Source organism: Thioalkalivibrio thiocyanodenitrificans ARhD 1 (assembly GCF_000378965.1).
Taxonomy (GTDB): domain Bacteria; phylum Pseudomonadota; class Gammaproteobacteria; order Ectothiorhodospirales; family Ectothiorhodospiraceae; genus Thioalkalivibrio_A; species Thioalkalivibrio_A thiocyanodenitrificans.
On record NZ_KB900536.1, the window covers coordinates 2,903,232 to 2,923,656 of the forward strand.

The 20,425-nt window shown below is 60.7% G+C and carries 20 protein-coding genes, 1 pseudogene and 1 other annotated feature; of the genes and pseudogenes, 18 read left to right on the top strand and 3 right to left on the bottom strand.

All coding sequences use genetic code 11. From position 1 onward, the window contains the following. The first annotated feature begins 1 nt into the window (after window position 1). The 6 genes from mltB to lipB all read left to right on the top strand — a co-directional run bounded on the left by mltB (window position 2) and on the right by lipB (window position 5,332). Window positions 2–973, top strand: a complete 972-nt coding sequence (mltB, locus tag THITHI_RS0113675; RefSeq protein ID WP_232199464.1) for a lytic murein transglycosylase B — start codon at window positions 2–4, stop codon at window positions 971–973. Window positions 974–1,123: 150 nt separating this feature from the next. After that, window positions 1,124–1,948: a septal ring lytic transglycosylase RlpA family protein gene (locus THITHI_RS0113680; protein WP_018233677.1), complete on the top strand. Its 825-nt coding sequence runs from the start codon at window positions 1,124–1,126 to the stop codon at window positions 1,946–1,948. Window positions 1,949–2,080: 132 nt separating this feature from the next. Further along, entirely contained in the window at window positions 2,081–3,244 is a 1,164-nt protein-coding gene (locus THITHI_RS0113685) for a D-alanyl-D-alanine carboxypeptidase family protein (RefSeq protein ID WP_018233678.1), read from the top strand. Between the two features lie 156 nt (window positions 3,245–3,400). Continuing rightward, window positions 3,401–4,255, top strand: a complete 855-nt coding sequence (locus tag THITHI_RS0113690; RefSeq protein WP_018233679.1) for a D-amino acid aminotransferase — start codon at window positions 3,401–3,403, stop codon at window positions 4,253–4,255. Then, complete coding sequence (locus THITHI_RS0113695) at window positions 4,252–4,515, top strand: YbeD family protein (RefSeq protein WP_018233680.1); 264 nt, start codon at window positions 4,252–4,254, stop codon at window positions 4,513–4,515. The genes THITHI_RS0113690 and THITHI_RS0113695 overlap by 4 nt, the downstream gene beginning before the upstream one ends. Window positions 4,516–4,720: 205 nt before the next feature. Then, entirely contained in the window at window positions 4,721–5,332 is a 612-nt protein-coding gene (gene lipB, locus THITHI_RS0113700) for a lipoyl(octanoyl) transferase LipB (RefSeq protein ID WP_018233681.1), read from the top strand. Window positions 5,333–5,701: 369 nt separating this feature from the next. Here lipB and THITHI_RS0113705 read toward each other — a convergent pair whose 3' ends face one another. Next, the gene (locus tag THITHI_RS0113705) at window positions 5,702–6,988 is read right to left on the bottom strand and encodes an integron integrase (protein ID WP_018233682.1); all 1,287 of its coding nucleotides are present in this window, start codon (window positions 6,986–6,988) and stop codon (window positions 5,702–5,704) included. Between the two features lie 348 nt (window positions 6,989–7,336). Here THITHI_RS0113705 and THITHI_RS0113710 point away from each other — a divergent pair, with 348 nt between their 5' ends. The 9 genes from THITHI_RS0113710 (at window position 7,337) to THITHI_RS20320 (ending at window position 15,050) form a co-directional block, all read left to right on the top strand. Beyond that, on the top strand, window positions 7,337–8,194 hold the full coding sequence (locus THITHI_RS0113710) for a tyrosine-type recombinase/integrase (protein ID WP_026186350.1): 858 nt from the start codon (window positions 7,337–7,339) through the stop codon (window positions 8,192–8,194). Then, the gene (locus tag THITHI_RS0113715; RefSeq protein WP_018233684.1) at window positions 8,187–9,323 is read left to right on the top strand and encodes an IS91 family transposase; all 1,137 of its coding nucleotides are present in this window, start codon (window positions 8,187–8,189) and stop codon (window positions 9,321–9,323) included. The genes THITHI_RS0113710 and THITHI_RS0113715 overlap by 8 nt, the downstream gene beginning before the upstream one ends. A gap of 394 nt (window positions 9,324–9,717) precedes the next feature. After that, window positions 9,718–10,823, top strand: a protein-coding gene (locus THITHI_RS0113725) for an IS3 family transposase (protein WP_156820551.1) whose coding sequence is annotated in 2 segments (ribosomal slippage) — window positions 9,718–9,976 and window positions 9,976–10,823 — 1,107 coding nt in all. Because the reading frame shifts where the segments join, the coding sequence is not laid out codon by codon here. Window positions 10,824–10,862: 39 nt separating this feature from the next. After that, window positions 10,863–11,357 (top strand): hypothetical protein, encoded by a 495-nt coding sequence (locus THITHI_RS20630; RefSeq protein WP_156820552.1) that lies wholly within the window; start codon window positions 10,863–10,865, stop codon window positions 11,355–11,357. 181 nt (window positions 11,358–11,538) lie between these two features. Beyond that, complete coding sequence (locus THITHI_RS20310; RefSeq protein WP_198005612.1) at window positions 11,539–11,919, top strand: GRAM domain-containing protein; 381 nt, start codon at window positions 11,539–11,541, stop codon at window positions 11,917–11,919. Between the two features lie 9 nt (window positions 11,920–11,928). Further along, complete coding sequence (locus tag THITHI_RS20635; RefSeq protein WP_156820553.1) at window positions 11,929–12,564, top strand: hypothetical protein; 636 nt, start codon at window positions 11,929–11,931, stop codon at window positions 12,562–12,564. A gap of 196 nt (window positions 12,565–12,760) precedes the next feature. Continuing rightward, entirely contained in the window at window positions 12,761–13,195 is a 435-nt protein-coding gene (locus THITHI_RS20315; RefSeq protein WP_018233687.1) for a very short patch repair endonuclease, read from the top strand. Further along, on the top strand, window positions 13,195–14,409 hold the full coding sequence (locus tag THITHI_RS0113730; protein ID WP_018233688.1) for a DNA cytosine methyltransferase: 1,215 nt from the start codon (window positions 13,195–13,197) through the stop codon (window positions 14,407–14,409). The genes THITHI_RS20315 and THITHI_RS0113730 overlap by 1 nt, the downstream gene beginning before the upstream one ends. Next, complete coding sequence (locus THITHI_RS20320) at window positions 14,406–15,050, top strand: Eco29kI family restriction endonuclease (RefSeq protein WP_083908734.1); 645 nt, start codon at window positions 14,406–14,408, stop codon at window positions 15,048–15,050. The genes THITHI_RS0113730 and THITHI_RS20320 overlap by 4 nt, the downstream gene beginning before the upstream one ends. Before the next feature lie 1,300 nt (window positions 15,051–16,350). On the opposite strand, the gene THITHI_RS0113745 is transcribed toward THITHI_RS20320, so the two are convergent. Then, window positions 16,351–17,579 (bottom strand): IS3 family transposase gene (locus THITHI_RS0113745; RefSeq protein WP_156820441.1). Its coding sequence is split into 2 segments (ribosomal slippage): window positions 16,351–17,300 and window positions 17,300–17,579, totalling 1,230 coding nucleotides; the frame shifts between segments, so codons are not numbered across the junction. Continuing rightward, window positions 17,185–17,301: a sequence feature (AL1L pseudoknot), on the bottom strand. It overlaps the preceding gene by 117 nt. Window positions 17,580–17,800: 221 nt before the next feature. Between THITHI_RS0113745 and ltrA the strand changes: the two genes are divergently transcribed. From ltrA to THITHI_RS20645, 3 genes are all read left to right on the top strand, one after another. Beyond that, window positions 17,801–19,156, top strand: a complete 1,356-nt coding sequence (gene ltrA, locus THITHI_RS19100; RefSeq protein WP_198005613.1) for a group II intron reverse transcriptase/maturase — start codon at window positions 17,801–17,803, stop codon at window positions 19,154–19,156. Between the two features lie 128 nt (window positions 19,157–19,284). Beyond that, window positions 19,285–19,509 (top strand): hypothetical protein, encoded by a 225-nt coding sequence (locus THITHI_RS20640; protein WP_156820555.1) that lies wholly within the window; start codon window positions 19,285–19,287, stop codon window positions 19,507–19,509. Between the two features lie 94 nt (window positions 19,510–19,603). Further along, complete coding sequence (locus tag THITHI_RS20645; protein WP_156820556.1) at window positions 19,604–19,861, top strand: hypothetical protein; 258 nt, start codon at window positions 19,604–19,606, stop codon at window positions 19,859–19,861. Here THITHI_RS20645 and THITHI_RS19105 read toward each other — a convergent pair. Next, window positions 19,862–20,404: pseudogene (locus THITHI_RS19105) on the bottom strand (integrase core domain-containing protein); the annotation flags it as partial. Between the last annotated feature and the right edge of the window lie 21 nt (window positions 20,405–20,425).

Below are 20,425 nucleotides of genomic sequence, written 5' to 3' on the forward strand. Positions count from 1 at the left end.
CATGAGTGCCGGCATCGCCCACGCCACCTCCGACCGCCCCGCCTTTGTTGCCGGCGACCCGCCTTACCTGGAACGGGAATCGGTCCAGCAATTCATCGACGGGATGGTCGCGGAGGGTTTCGGCCGGGCACAGCTCGAAGCGCTGTTTCGGGACGTGCAACCCCAGCAGCGGGTCCTGGACCTGATCTCCGCGCCCGCCGAGGCGCGTCCCTGGTATCGCTACCATCCCATCTTCCTCACGGACCAGCGTATCGAGGCGGGCAAGCGCTTCTGGGCCGAGCATGAATCCCTGCTGGCACGGGCCGAGCAGGAGTTCGGCGTCGAGGCGGCGATCATTGTCGCCATCATCGGGGTGGAGACCTTCTACGGCCGCAACCAGGGCGGTTTCCGGGTGCTGGACTCCCTGGTCACCCTGGGCTTCGACTATCCGCCCCGATCGGGATTCTTCCGCTCGGAACTGGGGCATTTCCTGCGCCTGGCCCGCGAGGAAGGCCTGGACCTTCTCGAGACCCGCGGTTCCTACGCGGGGGCCATGGGGCGCGGACAGTTCATTTCCTCCAGCTACCGGGAATACGCGGTGGACTTCAGCGGCGATGGCCGGCGGGACCTGATCGGCTCCTGGGCGGACGCCATCGGCAGTGTGGCCAACTATTTCCGCCGCCACGGCTGGGCCCGGGGCGAGCCGGTGGTGGCGCGGGCGGACGCCGACGGAGATGATTACCGCAGGCTTTTGGGCGGCGGTTACCAGGCCCGCCATGAGCTGGAGGAACTGGCCCGACACGGTGTGACGCCCGTGGAATCGGTACCCCGGGACGGACGCTTCTCGCTGATCGAACTGGAAACCGAGAACGGCCATGAACTGTGGCTGGGTTATCCGAACTTCTACGTGATTACCCGGTACAATCGAAGCCCGCTGTACGCCAAGGCAGTGCACCTCCTGGCGGAGGAAATCAACCGGGCGAGGAGGCAATAAATGATGATTCAAGATTCAAAGTTCAAGGTTCAAAGTTCAACGGGGCAGTGCCTGCCCGTGGCCGTCCGAGTGGCCGGTACGGCCGCCCCACCCTCCCTTGAACTTTGAACTTTGAACCTTGAACTTTGAACCTTGAATCGGGCTCATCTAATGCGCCATCTGCTCCTGCTGATCCTGGTCCTGACGCTCGCTGCCTGCGGCGGCCCCCGCGGCCCCGCGCCGGACCGAGAGCAGGATGCCGCGCCGAGCAGCCCGCCGGATCTTTCCAATGTGCCCGATGCGGTGCCCCGGGCCGAACCGCGCAGCCGCTACGGCAATCCCCCGTCCTACGAGGTCTTCGGGCAGACCTATCACGTCATGGACTCGGCCGACGATTACGTGGAGCGGGGGGTGGCCTCCTGGTACGGCACCAAGTTCCACGGGCGCCGCACCTCCAGCGGCGAGCCCTATGACATGTATGCCATGACCGCGGCGCACACGCGCCTCCCGCTGCCCACCTACGTGCAGGTCACCAACCTCGAGAACCGCCGTTCCGTGGTGGTCAAGGTCAATGACCGCGGACCCTTCGCCAGGAACCGCATCATCGATCTCTCCTACGCGGCGGCCCACCGGCTGGGCATGGTGGAGCAGGGGACAGCGCTGGTGGAGGTGCGTGCGCTCAACCCCGGAGAGCCGCAACGGATGGCATCGGGCGATGCGCCGTCACCCCTGCCGGTGGCATCGGGAGCCGGGGCCGGGTCGGCGGCGGTCTATGTGCAGGTGGGTGCCTTCGCCAGCCGGCACAATGCCGAGCAGTTGCTGGCCCGCCTCAACGGGCACGATCTTGGCCAGGTGGCCATCAAGGAGGCGCAACGCGCCGACAGGCCCGTGTACCGGGTGCGCATCGGCCCCCTGGACAGCGTGGAGGTGGCCGACCGCACGGTTTACGGTCTCGAACGTATCGGCCTCTCCGATTACCATATCGTGGTCGATTGAAGGCCGGCGCGCTGTTCCCGCAGGCTCTGAGAACCGTTTCGTTTCGCCGCGACCGGGTAATGGTGTAGTGTGCCCGTGACCCGCGGAAGATTATCCTGAATCCCCCGAATCCGAGTGCACCGAACCGACGCCATGATCCATAGACTCCTGCTGACCCTGTCCTGCCTTGCGCTGCTGATACCGTTTGCCCAGGCGAGCCTCCAGGTACCCCCGCCCTCCGATATGACCGCGCGCAACTACGTGGTCATGGATCACCTGAGCGGCATGGTGCTGGCCGAGCATGACGCCGACGATCGCGTCGAGCCCGCGAGCCTGACCAAGATCATGACCGCCTACTTGGTGTTCCAGGAATTGAACAGCGGCAACATGGACCTGGAGGAGGAGGTGCGTGTCAGCGAGCGTGCCTGGCGAACCGGCATGAGCGGTGCCTCGCGCATGTATATCGAGGTGAACACCCGCGTAACCGTGGAGGATCTGCTGCGCGGGATGATCATCCAGTCCGGCAACGATGCCTGCGTGGCCCTGGCCGAGCATGTGGCGGGCACGGAGGGCGCGTTCGTGGACCTGATGAATGCCCAGGCGCGGGCGCTGGGCATGAACAACACGCAGTTCAGCAACTCCCACGGCCTGCCCTCCGAAGAGGCCCAGTACACCTCGGCGCGGGATATGGCCCGGCTGGCCCAGGCGCTGATCCGGGATTTCCCCGAGTACTACCGTTATTACTCGGAGCGCAGCTTCACCTTCAACGACATTACGCAATCCAACCGCAACCTGCTGTTGTGGCGCGACAGCCACGTGGACGGCCTGAAGACCGGCTGGACCCAGGCGGCCGGGTACAACCTGGTGTCTTCCCGGGAGCAGGACGGCATGCGCCTGATCGCCGTCGTGATGGGGATTGACGCGGCCAACCACCAGCAGGGCGGTATCCGGCGCGCCAACGAGTCACAGGCGCTCTATAGCTGGGGATTTCGCCAGTTCGAGACCCACAGGCTCTACCAGGCCGGCGAGGTGCTGACCGAAGCCCGGGTCTGGAAGGGCGAGACCGAGCGTGTACCCATGGGCGTGCCGGACGACCTGTATGTCTCGGTTCCCCGGGGGCGTTACAATGCCCTGCAGGCACAGATCGAGCTGGATGCGGGCATGGAGGCGCCGGTTCGCGAGGGCGAGGTCTACGGTGAACTGCAACTGATTCTGGATGGCGAGGTGCTGTTGCGCCAGCCGCTTGTGGCCATGGCAACCGTGGAGCCGGGCGGGATCATCCGCCGCCTTTGGGACACGGTCCTGCAGATGTTCTAGGCCGATTCGCAGCGTCGCGACGCTGCGAAGATGGGTCCCTGATCCGGCCCGTCCTTCGCGCATTCACGGCCTGGCGAGCGCCATGTGCGGGAGGCCGCAGGCCGATGAGGCGCATCAGCCGTCATTCCCCTTGTCACCGGTGCCCGTCCTGACGACATGATTGTTTACCTGAACGGCCATTATCTCCCTGAATCCGAGGCCAGGGTCTCGGTGCTGGATCGCGGTTTTCTCTTCGGCGACGGCGTCTACGAGGTCGTCCCCGCCTACGGCGGGCGCCTGTTCCGCCTGGAGCAGCACCTGGACCGCCTGGATCGCAGCCTGGCTGCCGTGCGGATCATGCCGCCCCTGGACCGGGCCGGCTGGACACGCATGCTCACGGAACTGCTGGCGCGCAATCCCGGCGGGGACCGATCGGTCTACCTCCAGGTGACCCGGGGCGCGGCCCGTCGTGATCATGCCTTTCCGGAGGATGCCAGCCCCACGGTGTTCGCCATGGTCAATCCGCTGCAGCCCGGCGACCCCGCCTTGCTGGAGACCGGCGTGGCCGCGGTGACCATGCCGGATACCCGCTGGGCCCGTTGCGACATCAAGGCCATCACCCTGCTGGCCAACATCCTGGCGCGCCAGCAGGCGGTGGAGGCGGGCGCCACGGAGGCGATTCTGGTGCGTGCCGGCCGGGCCATCGAAGGGGCGGCCAGCAACCTGTTCGTGGTGGGCGACGGCGTGATCGTCACGCCGCCCAAGGACCAGTCCCTGTTGCCGGGCATCACCCGGGACCTGGTGGTCGAGTTGGCCGAGGCCCACAACGTGCCGCTCATGGAAACGCCTGTGACCGAGGCCGACCTGCGCGCCGCCGAGGAAATCTGGCTGACCAGTTCCACCAAGGAGATCCTGCCCGTGACGCGGCTCGACGACCGGCCGGTGGGTGACGGGCGTCCGGGTCCCGTGTGGGCCCGAATGATGAAGCTCTACCAGGACTACAAGCAGCAACTGCGGGAAGGCCGGGTTTGAGTGACGAAGGCATCATGCAGTTCCCCTGCCGGTTCCCGTTGAAGATCATGGGGCCGTCGGTGCCGGAGTTCTCCGAACGGGTCATAGAGATCGTCGAGCGTCACGTGCCGGGCACGCCCGACGACGCCTACAGCCGGCGTCCCTCCAGCGGCGGGCGCTACCTCGCCATCACGGTGGTGATCCAGGCGCGCAGCCAGGCGCAGTTGGACGCGCTGTACCGGGAACTGACCGCCTGCGAGCTGGTGACTATGGTGCTTTGAGGGGAGGGTTCAAAGTTCAACGTTCAACGTTCAAAGTTCAAAGTTCAAAGTTCAAAGTTCAAAGTTCAAGGTTCAAGGTTCAAGGTTCAAGGTTCAAGGTTCAAGGGAACGGTCGGGGACTGTGCGAAACTCGATCGATGCCGGCGCAGTCCTTTGGAACTTTGAACATTGAACATTGATCTTTGACCCTCGAATCTGATCATCCGTGTCTGAAGTCATCCTCAAGAACCTCGGCCTTGCCGACTACGAGCCGGTGTGGCGGCGCATGCAGGCGTTCACCGACGAACGCGATGCCCGCACGCCCGACGAGCTCTGGCTGGTGGAGCACCCTCCTGTATTCACCCTGGGCCTGAACGCCCGCCGCGAGCACGTGCTGGATCCAGGGGACATCCCTGTGGTTCCCGTGGACCGGGGCGGGCAGGTGACCTACCACGGACCGGGTCAGGCGGTGCTCTACGTGCTGCTGGATCTGCGCCGCAGGCGCCTGGGGGTGCGTGCGCTGGTCACGCATCTGGAGCAGGCGGTGGTGTCGATGCTGGCCGATCACGGCATTCGCGCCGAGCCGCGTCCCGATGCCCCCGGCGTGTACGTGGACGGCGCCAAGGTGGCGGCACTGGGGCTTCGGGTGCGCCGCGGCGCCAGTTACCACGGCATTGCGCTCAACGTGGACCCGGACCTCTCGGCCTTCGGCCGTATCAACCCCTGTGGTTTCGAGGGCCTCGAGGCCACTTCGCTGAAGCGCTTGGGGGTGGAGATGGACGTGGAGACGGCGGGAAGGGCGCTGGCTGAAAAGCTCTTGATGAAGTTGGAAGGCTGAATCGGGAAGTGGGAAAAAAGCCCGCTGCGGCACATCTGGCTATGTAAATCCCCTTTCTCGCCTGTAGGAGCCCAGTCCCCTGGGCGATCCTCCCTAAACCAACCCCTTCGCCCGGAGGACCGGGCTCCTACCGGGTATGTGTACCAGTCCACCCCGAACGAACAACCAATTGAGAGATCACAGCCAGCCCGTGCAGGTCGGGCTTCAGCCCGACGAACAGTCTGCCGGGTTCCATAGCGACCGGTTCGCCATAAGCGCGTCCCGGAGCCGAGTCCCCGTGATGTTTGCCATTCCCCGGCCCGCGGGGCTAAAGTTCTTAAAGGCACACAGGGAGTGTCCCTATTCATGCCCCCGACAGTCCCACCGCATTCAGCCCGTATCCAGCGGGCTGCGCACGGCCAGCCCGCCCCGGTTGAGCACGTGGGTGTAGATCTGTGTCGTGCGCACGTCGCTGTGCCCCAGAAGTTCCTGCACCGTGCGAATGTCGTAGCCGCTCTCCAGCAGATGCGTGGCGAAGCTGTGGCGCAGTGTATGGCAACTGGCCTTCTTCGCGATGCCCGCCCGCCGCGCTGCCGCCACCACCGCCTTCTGCACCGCCGTCTCGTGGAGATGATGGCGGCGCGTCGATTCGCTGCGCGGATCCCGGGACAGCCGCCCGCTCGGGAACACAAACTGCCAACGCCACTCCCTGGGCGCGCCGGGATACTTGCGCGCCAGGGCATCCGGCAGCAGGGCTTCGCCGAAACCGGCGTCCAGATCCCGTTGATGCAATGCCCGGACCTCCTTCAGATGCCGGGCGAGCGGATCGGCGAGGGACTCGGGCAACGGCACGATGCGATCCTTGTCCCCCTTGCCGCGCCGAACCACGATCAGCCCCCGGTCGAATTCAAGATCCTGGACCCTGAGGCGCAGCGCCTCCATCAGACGCATCCCCGTGCCGTAGAGCAGCGAGGCGATCAGCCACTGCATACCGCCGAGTTCCGCAAGCAGTCGATTCACCTCGTTGCGCGACAGCACCACCGGCAGGCGCTTCGGGCGCCGGGATCGCCTGAATGCCCCCAGGTCGCCCAGCGGCTGCTCGAGCACCTTGTCATAAAGAAAAACCAGTGCGTTGAGTGCCTGGTTCTGCGTACTGGCGGCCACATTGCGATTTACCACCAGGTGTTCAAGGAAGTTCGCGACTTCCCTTGCGCCGAGATCATCCGGTGCACGGCCGTCGAAATGCTGGAGAAACCGGCATACCCATCCGAGATACGTCTTCTCAGTGCGGATCGACATGCCCCGGGTGCGTATGCCCGAGGCCAGGCGCACGAAAACCTCCAGGTGCTTGTGTATGAGCGGCGCGAAGCGGGTATCGCCAATCCGCCCCGCATAGTCCTCGGGCGTCACCGGCGCGACCTCTCGCGCTGTGGTGGCATGCTGTGCCTCAAGTGTTCGGGCCGAGTCCCGCCAGAAGTCCCAGTCCGGCGGCGCGGCCCATTCCGCGTTCACGATGCTATACAGATTCTGTATAGCATCGATAGTCTGCCGGAACTGCCAGGCCTGCAGGGTGGATATTTGCCCCTTTCGGGCCAGATAGCCGGAGATGTCATCCGGCTCGAGTTCCGCCAGACGCCGCCCCGGGAAGGCACGGATAAACTGTTCTGCCCTCAGCACGTACCAGCGTACCGATGCGGGCTTAACACCTTGAGAAAGAAGAATGTTCCGGTAGCGATCCCAGAACCTGCGTTCCCTGTCGGCGCGACTTCCTGTCGACATGAGGCAACCTCCTTGTGCTTGCAAAGTGATGCGCAGGTTTATGCTGCCGCAACGGGTGCTCTCGAGGCAAGGAGACGCAGGTACTATACAGAATCCGCATATCACCAATATCGCAGAATCTGTTCAATCTACTGTTGAACTAAACCGCTTCGCGGTGGCTCTCCTTCGATAGTCTTCGGTTGGTTATTTCTCGTCGACACTCCTATCTGTGACCCGTGTGGGTCGTAGATGAGAGGAGAGACGACGATGACACCCTTACGCCAACAGATGATCCGGGCCATGCGCCAGCGTGGCTTTTCGGTACGCACGCATCAGAGTTACCTGGCCGCGGTGAGCGCATTGGCCCGTTACCACGGGCGCTCGCCGGCGGATCTCGATGTCGGACAGTTGCAGGCCTACTTCAATTACCTGGCACAGGAGCGGGGACTGTCGAGCGCCAGTTGCCGGCTTCATCTCAATGCGGTGCGCTTTTTGTACTTGCGGGTGTTGGAGCGGGCGTCGTTTGACGTGGCGTTTGTCGTACCCAAGCGTGCCCAGCGCATCCCGGAGTTGCTCACCCGCGAGGAGGTGGGGCGCATCCTGGGTGCGTGCACCAACCCCAAGCACCGGATGCTGCTCGAGACCTGCTACGGTTGCGGGCTGCGGGTCAGCGAGCTGGTGTGCCTGCGGGTGCGCGATATCGATGGTGAGCGCGGGTGGGTGCGTATCGAGCAGGGCAAGGGCGCGAAGGACCGCCTGGTGAGTCTTTCGCCCGTGCTGCTGGCGAGGCTACGCCGCTACTGGTCGCTGTGTCGCCCGGCGCACTGGCTGTTTCCCACCGCCCGCGATGCGCGCGAGCATCTGAGCATCTCCAGTGCACAGCGGGTGTTCAGCCGTGCCAAGGCGCATGGCGGGGTGGAGAAGGTGGGCGGTATCCACAGCCTGCGCCACGCCTACGCCACCCATCAGTTGGAGAACGGCCTGGCGGTGCACCAGCTCCAGCGCCTGCTCGGCCACGGCAACCTGCAATCGACGATGCGCTACGTGCACTGGGTGCCGGAGGGCCAGCGCGCGCGTGCCGATGCGCTTGATCTGATCGCGGATCTGGAGGTGCGCCATGGCTGAGCCTGCAACCGTGCAGCAGGCGCTTGCGCGCTTTCTGGATGCATCCGGGCTCGATGGTCAGCGCCGCAAGGTCTGCGCCCATCTGCAAGCCTGCCGGACCGAGGCCATGGGCGGGATGCGGCTACAGTGTGCTCAGTGCCGCGACGAGCAAATCGTCTACCACGGCTGCCGCGATCGGCACTGCCCGCAGTGTCAGGGACGGGCCACCCGGCAGTGGGCCGAGCGCCAGCGGGGCCAGATCCTGGCGGTGCCCTATTACCACCTGGTCTTCACCCTGCCGCACGAGCTCAACGGCTGGGTGGCGCTGCATCCGCGGGTGATCTATCGGCTGCTCTTTGAGGCGGTCTGGGCCACGCTCAAGGCCTTTGGCGAAGACCCCAGGCGCCTGGGCGGGGAGCTTGGCATGAGTGCGGTGCTGCACACCTGGGGCCAGAACATGAGCCGCCATGTGCACCTGCATTGCCTGGTGCCCGGCGGGGCGCTGCGCGACGATGGGCAGTGGCAGGCGAGCCGTGGCAACTACCTGTTTCCGGTGCGGGCGCTGTCGCGCCGCTTTCGGGGACGGATGGTGGCCGGGCTGCGCCAGGCGGCCAGCCGGGGCGAGCTTGGGCGCGTCACGCGCGAGGGCGAGATCGACGCCCTGCTTGAGCGCTTGATGGCGCACGAGTGGGTGGTCTACACCAAGCACTGCCTCCAGCACACCGCCACTGTCGTCGACTACCTGGCGCGCTATACGCATCGCATCGCCATCACCAACGCGCGCATCCTGGCCGTCGATGACCGGCAGGTCACCCTGCGCTACAAGGACTCCCGCGACGGCGATCGACACAAGACCCTGTGCCTGGAAGGCGCGGAGTTCGTGCGCCGTTTCCTGATGCACGTGCTGCCCAAGGGTCTGATGCGTATCCGCCACTTCGGCTTTCTTGCCAACCGTGGCCGGCGCGAAAAGCTTGAGCGCATCCGTCGGGCATTGGCCATGCCGCCTCCACAGGCAACGGTGCAGAGCGGAACACCCGATCACGGCGAAGCCGGCTATCCCTGCGCCAAGTGCCGACAGGGCCGCCTGCACGTGATCGCGCAACTCGCCCCGCGGCACCGGCCCTGGAGGCCACCGGAGGGACCATCATGAGCAAACCCTGAATCACACGGTTAAAGGCAGTCACCATCGACAGCCCCGCGAGGGGCTGCGGTAGCGTGCGCCCTGACGCTGGATCTTGCACCAAAATGGCGCCAGAATGGCCATAACTCACACGCCACAGGGAGCGAAAGTATGGCTGATGAGACCCCGCCGGACATCATTTTCGCCCGCGCCGGTGCCCAGCGCACTCCGCCGCGGCCACTGCGCGCAATACATTTCCCTATAGATCGTTCCGTGCCAGCCTGACGGGCGGCTTAGTCCAACAGACATTTATCCACCATGCTGCGCACGGCGGATAAATGCTTATAAGTTGGGCCGACGTCCTCCCGTATTTGAGTAGCACGCAGATTTGGAGTCCAATCCCCTGATCGGAAGGAGGTTGGGCATGAAGAAGCGGTTTTCGGAGGAGCAGATCATTGGGTTTCTGCGTGAGGCGGAGGCGGGTCTGGCGGTCAAGGAGCTGTGCCGGCGGCACGGGTTCTCGGAGGCGAGTTTCTACCTCTGGCGCAGCAAGTTCGGGGGGCTGGATGTCTCTGAGGCCAGGCGGCTGAAGGCGCTGGAGCAGGAGAATGCGCGGCTCAAGAAGCTGTTGGCGGAGGCACTCCTGGAGCAGGAGGTGACCCGTGAGGTGCTGCGAAAAAAGTGGTAGGCGCACCGTCGCGGCGGGAGGTGGTGCGCTGGATGTGTGCTCGGGGCCTCACGGAGCGCCATGCGCTTCGCTGCGTGGCCATGAGCGCGAGCAGTATGCGCTACCGAGCGGCCCCGGACCGCAATGTGGAGCTGCGCCAGAGGATCGTGTCGCTTGCGCATCGCCACCGGCGTTACGGGGCGGGGATGATCTATCTGAAGCTGCGCCAGGAGGGTTTGGTGGTCAACCACAAGCGTGTCGAGCGTCTCTATGGCGAGGCACGGCTCCAGCTTCGCCGGCGCAAGCGCAAGAAGGTGGCGGCGGGAGAGCGCCAGCCGCTGGTGCGTCCCAGGGCTGCGAACCAGGTCTGGTCCATGGACTTCGTGTTCGACCGCAGTGCCGATGGTCGGGTGATCAAGTGTCTGACGATTGTGGATGACGCCACCCATGAGTCGGTGGCAGTGGTTGCGGAGCGGGCTATCGGGGGCCAGTTGCTGACGCGGATTCTCGATCGGGTGGCTCTGACGCGCGATCTGCCGCAGGTGATGCGTACGGACAATGGGAAGGAGTTTTGCGGCCGAGCCATGCTGACGTGGGCGCATACCCAAGGGGTGGCGTTGCGGCTGATTGAGCCTGGAAAGCCGAACCAGAACGCGTACATCGAATCGTTCAATGGGCGCTTGCGGGATGAATGTTTGAACGAACACTGGTTTGTAAGCCTGGCTCATGCGCAGCAGATCATCGAGGGCTGGCGGCGCGAGTACAACGAGGAGCGCCCGAAGAAAGGACTGGGCGGGCTCACGCCCGCTGCTTATGCAAGAAAACTGGCCGTGGCATCGGCTACCGTGGCAACCGGACTCTAAATGCCAGCGCTACTCAACATGGGGGGACGTCGGGGCGTCATGAAACTGCGAGAAGATAGAGATACGCTGGACATCGCAGAAGCAATTGCAAAGATTGCTGCGGCCGTGCTGGTGCCTGTGGTTATCGCGTATTTCGGATGGTCTTATCAAGCGCAACTCTCAGAAACTGGGCGGCAAATTGAACTTGTCCGTATGGCGGTGGATGTGCTCAAAGATCTAGGACCCACAAGTTCAGAGCTTGAACTTTGGGCTAAGGAAGTGCTTGAACAAGAATCACTCACTAAGGCACGCCTAAGGAAAATTGAAGCAGAGGCGCAGCAATACTCATGGTCAGCATTCTGCATTGATTCGGATCACCCGCTGCTTGAACGGCCTGGGCCACTTCCAAGACTTGAAGGAGAAACTTGGCGCGATGTGGCTGTGTATGCTGTGACATTGAAGAATGAGCTTGAGATGAGCCATATTCTTCGCAACGCTACGCTGGACTGGATCGAGAATGCACAGAAAATCCAATGTTCCATAAATGGAAAATGAGCTGTGATGTTGAGAATGCCGCCCAACAAGGCGCTTCATCCGACGTCAGGCCGCGTTGCGGCCTTCCTCGGCTGAGCTTAGCGTTGGCCTGAAACGTCACCATTGTCTTACCAACTGATACATAGAGCTGCGGCGTCCTAAAGATTTCTGATTACGCCTAAACACTGTATGGAGGATGAGAATGAGTAAGCACTTTGATTTATCAGACGGAGAAAAACTTCTTGCGGAAGGATTGGCCTCACATCTAAAGAGTGTTCTTTCAACTGATTCTGGTTATTGTTATCTAACCAACAAGCGATTAGTGTTTTGCAAAAAACAGATGGCCCTTTCTACTCTAGCCAGCCCTTTGATTGGTCCTTTAGTATCAGCTTTTCGAAAGCAAACGCGCATAACTTTTGAAGTACCATTAAAAAACATAAAATCGATAGAGAGAAATAAACATGGTTTTTCGTACAAAGATTCGTTGCACCTTGATTCCGATCAAACCATTAACTTACAGCTTCAAGATGAGTTTGTGAAATGCATAGAAGACATGGATATACCTGTCACGGTTAAGAGGTAACGTAAAATCATGCTCGCTTTCGGAAGATACTGGCGCTCTCTCTTGGTTGTTGTAATTCTCCTTCTTTTTGGAAAAGGGGTAAGTGCCGCAACAACCTATTATGAAGTGAGATTACCGCACGGAATCAGTGTTAACCTTCCTGCGGGCTGGCGTTTTTTTAATGACTTTGAGCAAGGCGCGATAGAAGGATACGTCGATCAACTGCGAGACCTGTCGGGCTTTTCTGTTGTTGGGCAGTCGCACAAAGTGCTTTTAATGGCACATGCGATGCCGCGCTCGAACTTCGCTTTCGTGCGAGTGACCTTTACAGTCCCGGGAGAATTAAGCCCAAGCATGGTTGCCAACCTGTCACAGAAAGATCTTCGATACTTAACCGAATTGGAAATGAGTTCTTTGGTGCGTGATGGGGGTATCAATGTTCTCGAATACAACGATTTTGAGAAAACGGTGATCGATGGTCATCCTGCTCTTATTGGAGGCTACCGACGCGAGGGGCCGTTGGGGACAGTTCGCGTTATTATGCAGTTTGTGTATACAGATGCGGCAGCTATTAAGCTTACGGCATCATATAGAGAGTCTGAAGAAGGCATGTGGCAAGGTGTTATTGCAAGTATCATTTCCTCATTTAAAGTAAAAGTGGAATAAAAGGCGAGTGCAATATTTTCGGTTTATGGGTAACGGGTAGAATGAGAAGTCAAATGAAGAGAAGCTTAATTTTTATGGCCAACAACCTAATTCACCGGACGGCTTTAGCCGCCAGTGATTAGCACGTTGGGCCTCAAGAGACCCCGTAGAGAGATTGCGATAAAATTATAGATATTCATGATGATGGCTCGACTTGATGAGGAACGAATTGGCGGACACACTCTCCCCGCAAGAACGAAGCAAGCGAATGTCCCTTATCCGGGGTACAGGAACGGCCCCGGAAATGAAACTTCGTCGACTTGTGCATGGAATGGGATTTCGTTACCGCCTACACATTAAGGATCTGCCCGGGAAGCCGGATTTGGTGTTTCCTTCAAGGCGCGCGGTGATTTTCATGCACGGATGTTTTTGGCATCGCCACAAGGGATGCAGGCTTGCAAGGCTTCCGAAATCGAAGCTGGACTTCTGGGGGCCAAAGTTGGAGGCAAATAGGAAACGGGATTCGCGTAATCAACGACGGTTGAAGGACTTGGGATGGCGCGTGTTGATTGTATGGGAATGCCAAATGGCGGATGTCGACCGAGTATCCGCTGTTGTTAGGGAATTCCTGCAAAAACAGGAGGTTGAATAATGAAATCAGTTGAGCTTTTCGCGGGGGCTGGTGGTCTGGCCATGGGAGTATCCTTGGCTGGATTCGAATCCTTGGCTGTCATAGAGCGCGACAAGTGGGCGTGCGACACCATACGAGAGAACCAGCAGCGAGGGTTTCCCGTGGTGAAGGGTTGGCCCCTTTGGGAGGGCGATGTTCGCGAATACGATTGGGACGCCATACCGGAGGACATCGACCTAATCGCTGGTGGCCCCCCTTGTCAGCCCTTCTCCATGGGTGGTCGGCACAAGGCGTTCGGGGATGCGAGGGACATGTTCCCGGCGACGGTCGACATCGTGCGGCGCCTGTGTCCGAAGGCTTTCGTTATCGAGAACGTAAAGGGGATTACTCGATCCAGCTTCGCGAACTACTACCAATACATCCTCCTGCAGTTGGAATTCCCGGAGGTGGTGAGACGTGATGGAGAAACATGGCCGGATCATCTGAAACGGCTTCAAGAGGAAAAAACCTCCGGAGCACTTCACTTGAAAGGCCTCACATACAACGTCGTTCCGACGTTGGTGAATGCGGCCGATTACGGAGTACCCCAGAAGCGGGAACGTGTCTTCATCGTTGGCTTCCGTGCTGACTTGGGCGTTGAATGGTCCTTCCCAAAGTCAACGCATAGCCTTGACTCGTTGCTGCGGTCACAATGGATCACCGGGGACTATTGGGAACGCCACCGTATCGCGAAGTCGCATCGCCCGAATGTCCCGGATCGTCTTCTGGGGCGCGTTCGGCGGTTGGCGTCGGAGCTCATTCCGTCCGAGGAGAAGCCGTGGAGAACGGTGCGGGATGCGTTACAGGATGTTCCAGATCCCCGTCGACCCGGCGCGCGAGACTTTCTTAACCACCGATTCCAGGATGGCGCCCGGGTGTATCCGGGGCACACCGGTAGCCCACTTGATTTGCCTGCAAAGACGCTCAAGGCGGGAGATCATGGTGTCCCCGGTGGCGAGAACATGATGGTTAGGGACGATGAGACCGTTCGATACTTCACTGTCCGTGAATCCGCCCGATTGCAGGCCTTTCCCGATGGTTACATTTTTCATGGGTCGTGGACCGAGACGATGCGCCAACTGGGGAATGCGGTACCGGTTTCTCTTGGTCGGCAGGTTGCCGCTTCCGTCGCGGAGCAGCTCGCGGAGACGGAGATCAGAAAACTTGTCGGCCAGCAGGATAGGAAGAGGGCATGACGGAAAGAAAAGTTCTTCCATTCAATCCCCTCGACAAACGGCATCTGGGGGAAAGCGTTGGACAGGCTATGCTCCGTCAGCCGGTAACTCCGATGGCGGAGATTGCCCGTTTTGATGGTGCTGGAGTCTATGCGATCTACTACTGTGGTGATTTCCCCGCGTATAAACTGATCGCTGACCGAAATCGAGGCGAAGCGTTTTCGGCACCCATTTACGTTGGTAAGGCAGTGCCGAAGGGCGCGCGAAAAGGCGGGAACCTGGAATCGAACCCTGGGAGCGTGCTGTATAGCAGACTTATGCAGCACAAGCGAAGCATTGAGGAGGTAGAAAACCTGAGTATTGATGACTTCCACTGCCGTTTCCTGATTGTAGACGACATTTGGATTCCGCTTGGTGAGTCATTGCTAATCGCCAAGTTCGATCCGTTATGGAATAAATTGATTGATGGTTTCGGCAACCATGACCCAGGGAAAGGGCGACACGCGGGATTGCGTCCACGGTGGGATGTGCTTCATCCAGGTCGTCCGTGGGCGGATCGCTGTCGATCGCGCGATGAAACGGCAGAACAGATAATCAGAGAGGCGCGTGATTATCTGCGAAACAACCCACCTCCCGACGACACCACAATGATAACAACATGAGCCGCGCGGTAATCCGTACCAATGAAAGGCCCAACAAGGCGCTCCACCGGACGGCAATTCCGCTACGCTCCATTGCCGCCGGTGAGCTGTGGCGTTAGCGCGCCGCGCAAAGCGTGGCGCATCTGGTCGGGTGAGAGTCCCGACATGGTAAGGGTGAACCACCCACCATTACCGAGTGTTGCGCCTCTGGCGGAACGGTGCCTTGGTCACGAAGACTGGAGCATGCGTGAACAAGAGAGGTGAAGCGTACACAGGGTATGTTGCAGGCCGTTTGGAGACGTAGCTCCTTAGAGATGGAATCGCTTCGAAATGAACAGTCCCGGTTGGCCAGCGTTGTAACGCGCGTGAAGCCCATACGAAGCAGGCGCATTGGTGAGCCTGTAGAGAGCCGGCGGAGTTCTCAAGCTGCGGCATGTAACAAGAGATGCGTCATGAACGCGGGAGGCCCCATGGGCTCCAAGGGAAGGGTAAAGTACAGCGGACCGCTACAAACGGGAGGCTGGCTTGAAGGCCGATGGGGAGTCGGATCACTCCATAGTACTCGGAGACGGTAGGGCCGATCACATGGGGAAGGGAGTGACAGTCATGTGTAGCTTGCAAAGGCAACTCGCGCCGGACAATGTAGGGCCGGAGTACGACGAGCCAACCTTCTTGCAGGGACTATCTATGAGCAGCATTGCTGCTTCTACGAATGTGAGCATGATTGAAGAGCCCGGTGCGGGAAAACCGCACGCCGGGATCTGTGCAGGGGGCGCCGGGTAACCGGCGTCCCTACTGCGACGCGCGCCGCGCAAAGCGTGGCGCATCTGGTCGGGTGAGAGTCCCGACATGGTAAGGGTGAACCACCCACCATTACCGAGTGTTGCGCCTCTGGCGGAACGGTGCCTTGGTCACGAAGACTGGAGCATGCGTGAACAAGAGAGGTGAAGCGTACACAGGGTATGTTGCAGGCCGTTTGGAGACGTAGCTCCTTAGAGATGGAATCGCTTCGAAATGAACAGTCCCGGTTGGCCAGCGTTGTAACGCGCGTGAAGCCCATACGAAGCAGGCGCATTGGTGAGCCTGTAGAGAGCCGGCGGAGTTCTCAAGCTGCGGCATGTAACAAGAGATGCGTCATGAACGCGGGAGGCCCCATGGGCTCCAAGGGAAGGGTAAAGTACAGCGGACCGCTACAAACGGGAGGCTGGCTTGAAGGCCGATGGGGAGTCGGATCACTCCATAGTACTCGGAGACGGTAGGGCCGATCACATGGGGAAGGGAGTGAACCGCCCCGGGAATTGCGGAGGCTGGTTGGTTTAAGTCAAGCCGCCATTACGGCCTGACTGGCGAGTTGCCGATAGTAGTTTGCCTCAGCTTCCACCGGCGGAATATACCCCAAGGGCTCCATCAACCTCTGATGATTGAACCAGGACACCCATTCCAGCGTCGCCAGCTCCACCGACTCCCTGGACCTCCAGGGGCCGCGGCGATGGATCAGTTCCGCCTTGTACAGGCCGTTGATGGTCTCGGCCAAGGCATTGTCGTAGCTGTCGCCACGGCTGCCGACCGACGGCTCGATACCGGCTTCGGAAAGTCGCTCCGTGTAGCGAATGCTGACGTATTGCGACCCGCGGTCGGAGTGATGGATCAGGGCATCGTTATGCTCGGGCTGCCGAGCGTAGAGCGCCTGCTCCAGGGCATCGAGCACGAAGTCCGTGGTCATGGTGCAGCTGACGCGCCATCCCACGATGCGCCGTGCGAAGACGTCGACAACGAAGGCCACGTACAGCCATCCCTGCCAGGTCGAAACGTAGGTGAAGTCCGACACCCAGAGCTGGTTGGGGCGCTCGGCCTGGAACTGCCGATTAACCCGATCCAACGGACATGGCGCCGATCGGTCCGCCACGGTGGTGCGAACCGTCTTGCCACGGCGTGCCCCCTGCAAGCCCAGGCGGCGCATGAGCCGCTCCACGCTACAGCGCGCCACGGAAACACCTTCGCGGTTGAGTTGCTTCCAGACCTTGTCGGCGCCGTAGACCTGGAGGTTGGCCTCCCAGACACGCTCAATGTGTGGAACCAGCCGCTCATCGCGCTTGGCCCGGGCACTGCGCAGATCCGGATTGCGCCGCCGGGCCGCATGGCGCCGGTAGGCCGATGGGGCAACCTGCAACACTTTGCAGATCGGCTCGACCCCATAGGCGTCCCGGTGCTGATCGATGTAGGCGTTTACGACTTCAGTTTGCGGTCGAGCTCCGCCTGCGCGAAAAAAGCGCTGGCGGTACGCAGGATCTCATTGGCGCGCCGTAACTCCTTGTTCTCGCGCTCCAGGTCCTTGATGCGCTGCGTCTCGGCCGTGGTCATGCCTGGCCGCGCACCCGCATCAATCTCCGCTCGCCTGACCCACTCCAGCAGCGTCTGTGGCACGCAGCCGATCTTTGGGGCTATCGACTCCACAACCGCCCACAGCGACGGGTACTCCCCACGGTGCTCCTGGACCATCCGCACCGCCCGCTCACGGACCTCAGGTGAAAACTTGTTTGACTTGTTCATGGCTCCATTCTCTCAAGAGTTGGAGCCTCCGCGATACCCGGGGCGGTTCACTGCGGCATGTAACAAGAGATGCGTCATGAACGCGGGAGATCCCAGGGGCTCCCAGGGAAGGGTAAGGAGCGCCGAACCGCTGCAAACGGGGAGGTGGCCTGAAGGCTACTGGGAAGTCGGATCACTTCATAGTACTCGGAGACGGTAGGACCGATCACATGGGGAAGGGAGTGACAGACATACGCGGCCCGCAAAGGCAACTCGCGCCGGACACTGTAGGGCCGGAGCTCGACGAGCCAACCTTCTTGCGGGCGTTATCCACCAAGGCGAGCCGAGCGAAGGCTCACCGATTCCAAAATCTCTATGGCTGTCTGGACGAGGCGCTGCTGCACCGGGCTTGGCGAAAGCTCAACAAGCATGGGGCGGCGGGCGTGGACAAGGAGACGGTGGTCCAGTACGGAAGGAACCTGGGCGCCAACATCAGGCGGCTGGTAGAGCGTCTCAAACGGGGTGAGTACCGGAGCCGACTGATTCGGCGTCAGTACATTCCCAAGGGGAACGGCAAGGAGCGGCCACTGGGCATACCGGTGGTTGAAGACCGGCTGCTGCAAGGCGCGGCGCGACTGCTGCTCGAAGCGATCTACGAAGCTGATTTCCAACCCGCCAGCTACGGCTACCGGCCGAAGCGGGGTGCGAAGGATGCGGTCGGAGATCTCACCTACGAGCTACAGTTTGGCCGGCATGGTTACGTCGTGGAAGCGGATATTCAGGGCTTCTTCGACAACATCGACCATAAGTGGCTGTTGCGGATGCTGAGCGAGCGGGTTGACGACAAGCCGTTCCTCGGACTGATCGACACCTGGCTAAAAGCGGGGATACTGGAACGCGATGGCACGGTCATCCACCCGCACACGGGGACACCGCAAGGTGGGGTGATCTCGCCGGTACTGGCGAACATCTATCTGCACTACGTATTGGACCTGTGGTTCGAGCGGGTGGTGAAGCCGCGCTGTCAGGGGCAGGCGCAGCTCATCCGCTATGCGGATGACTTTGTCTGCACCTTCCAGTATCGGGGCGAGGCCGAGGCCTTCTACCGAGTGCTGCCCAAGCGGCTGAACAAGTTCGCTTTATCGGTGGCGCCGGAAAAGACTCACCTGCATCGCTTCAGTCGATTCCATCCGGGGCGCAACCGGCGGTTTGCCTTTTTGGGCTTCGAGTTCTACTGGGAAGCCGACACGAAGGGTACGCCGCGGGTATGGCGTCGGACGGCGAAGAAGAAACTGCGCAACAGTATCCGGGCGTGTAAGGAATGGCTCAAAGCCAATCGGCCCAAGCCGTTGGCTGCCCTGCTCACGACCCTGGCCCGGAAGGTCCGTGGTCACTACAACTACTTCCGGGTGGTGGGCAATAGCCGGGGCCTGTGGGCGTTCTACAAGGAAGTGGTAAAGCTGTTGTACAAGTGGTTGAATCGACGCAGTCAGAGACGAAGCTTGACATGGTCGAGGCTGAATCGGGTGCTGGAGCGCTTCGCGTTTCCGCGCCCCGCCCAGCCCGTCCGGCCAGCAGTGAATCGGGGGCTTGCGTGAGCGCTGGTCTTGCTACGCGAGTGAGTATGTTTGAAGAGCCCGGTGCGGGAAAACCGCACGCCGGGATCTGTGCAGGGGGCGCCGGGTAACCGGCGTCCCTACTGCGACGCACTCAAGGAGCTAGAACGATGAAGCACTCTCAAGAAGAAATAAACGAAATCTGGGATAACGTGAAGGCTGACAAATATGCAGGTGCTTCAGCTCAGCACCAACCAATGATATGCAGCGACGATGATGCAGAACAATGCATTAGTATCCCCAACTCAGAGGGTACTGCCCGAGAGCTATATTCACGTAGAAACAAAGATGAAGAATGGAAAGTCGTCCCATATGTAGGCGAGCAAAAGTCTTGATGCCGGAATTAAGTGCTAACAAGTGCAGGCTGTCGGACAAATTACTCGCTTCGCTCGCAATTTGCCGCAGCTGCAAGCGTTAGAAGGCGGGGACATGGCAGATTCGCGGAGCTTGGCCAGTCCACATTCGCTGATATGGCATTACTACGAATGCCTTAAGCGGCAGATACGACGAGTACCGACCGACGCATCTGATGCGGTGCAAAAGCAGGAACTCGCACTGGCGCTGTTCCTGGCGGTATCAGTTGTGGAGACGTTCATCAATGCATTCTTTCGTGTAGTGATAGAAGAAGACGATTACCGGGTGTACAAGTTTGGTAATTACCCGACACACGGGGCCTCCGGTAGTTGATCATGCCGCCTTTTTTTCCACGTTGGCGTCGTCCTTGGGGACGATGGGTGGAAGCTTCTTTGTGCCGAGCGCTTCGCGCAGCGCCTGAGCAGGGGTTCGGCCCTTCAGGCGATAGCCCTGATGGCTGCGCCTGAGGTTGTAGAACTCGAGGAACCTGTCCAGATCGCGCTGGATCTCCTCGGGCGAGAGATACCAGGTCTGGCGCCCGGCGACGCGGAAGCATTCATCGAGCAGCGTGCGGTTCATGCGCTCGACAAAACCGTTGGTGCGTGGGCTGCGGATCCTGGTGGTGCGATGTTCGATGTCATGGAGCGCCAGCAGCAGCTCGTAGGGGTGCTGCTCGGGACGCCCGCAGAACTCGCGCCCGTTGTCGGTGAGGATCGCTTTTACTGCCACGCCCAAGGTCTCATAGAAGGGCAGCACCCGGTCATAGAGCAGATCAGCCGAGGTGATGGGCATCTTCGAGGTGTAGACCTTGGCGAAGGCGAGTGAACAGAAGGCATCGACCACGACCTGGACGTAGACCTTGCCGACGCCCTTGAGGGCAACAAAACAGAGGACACC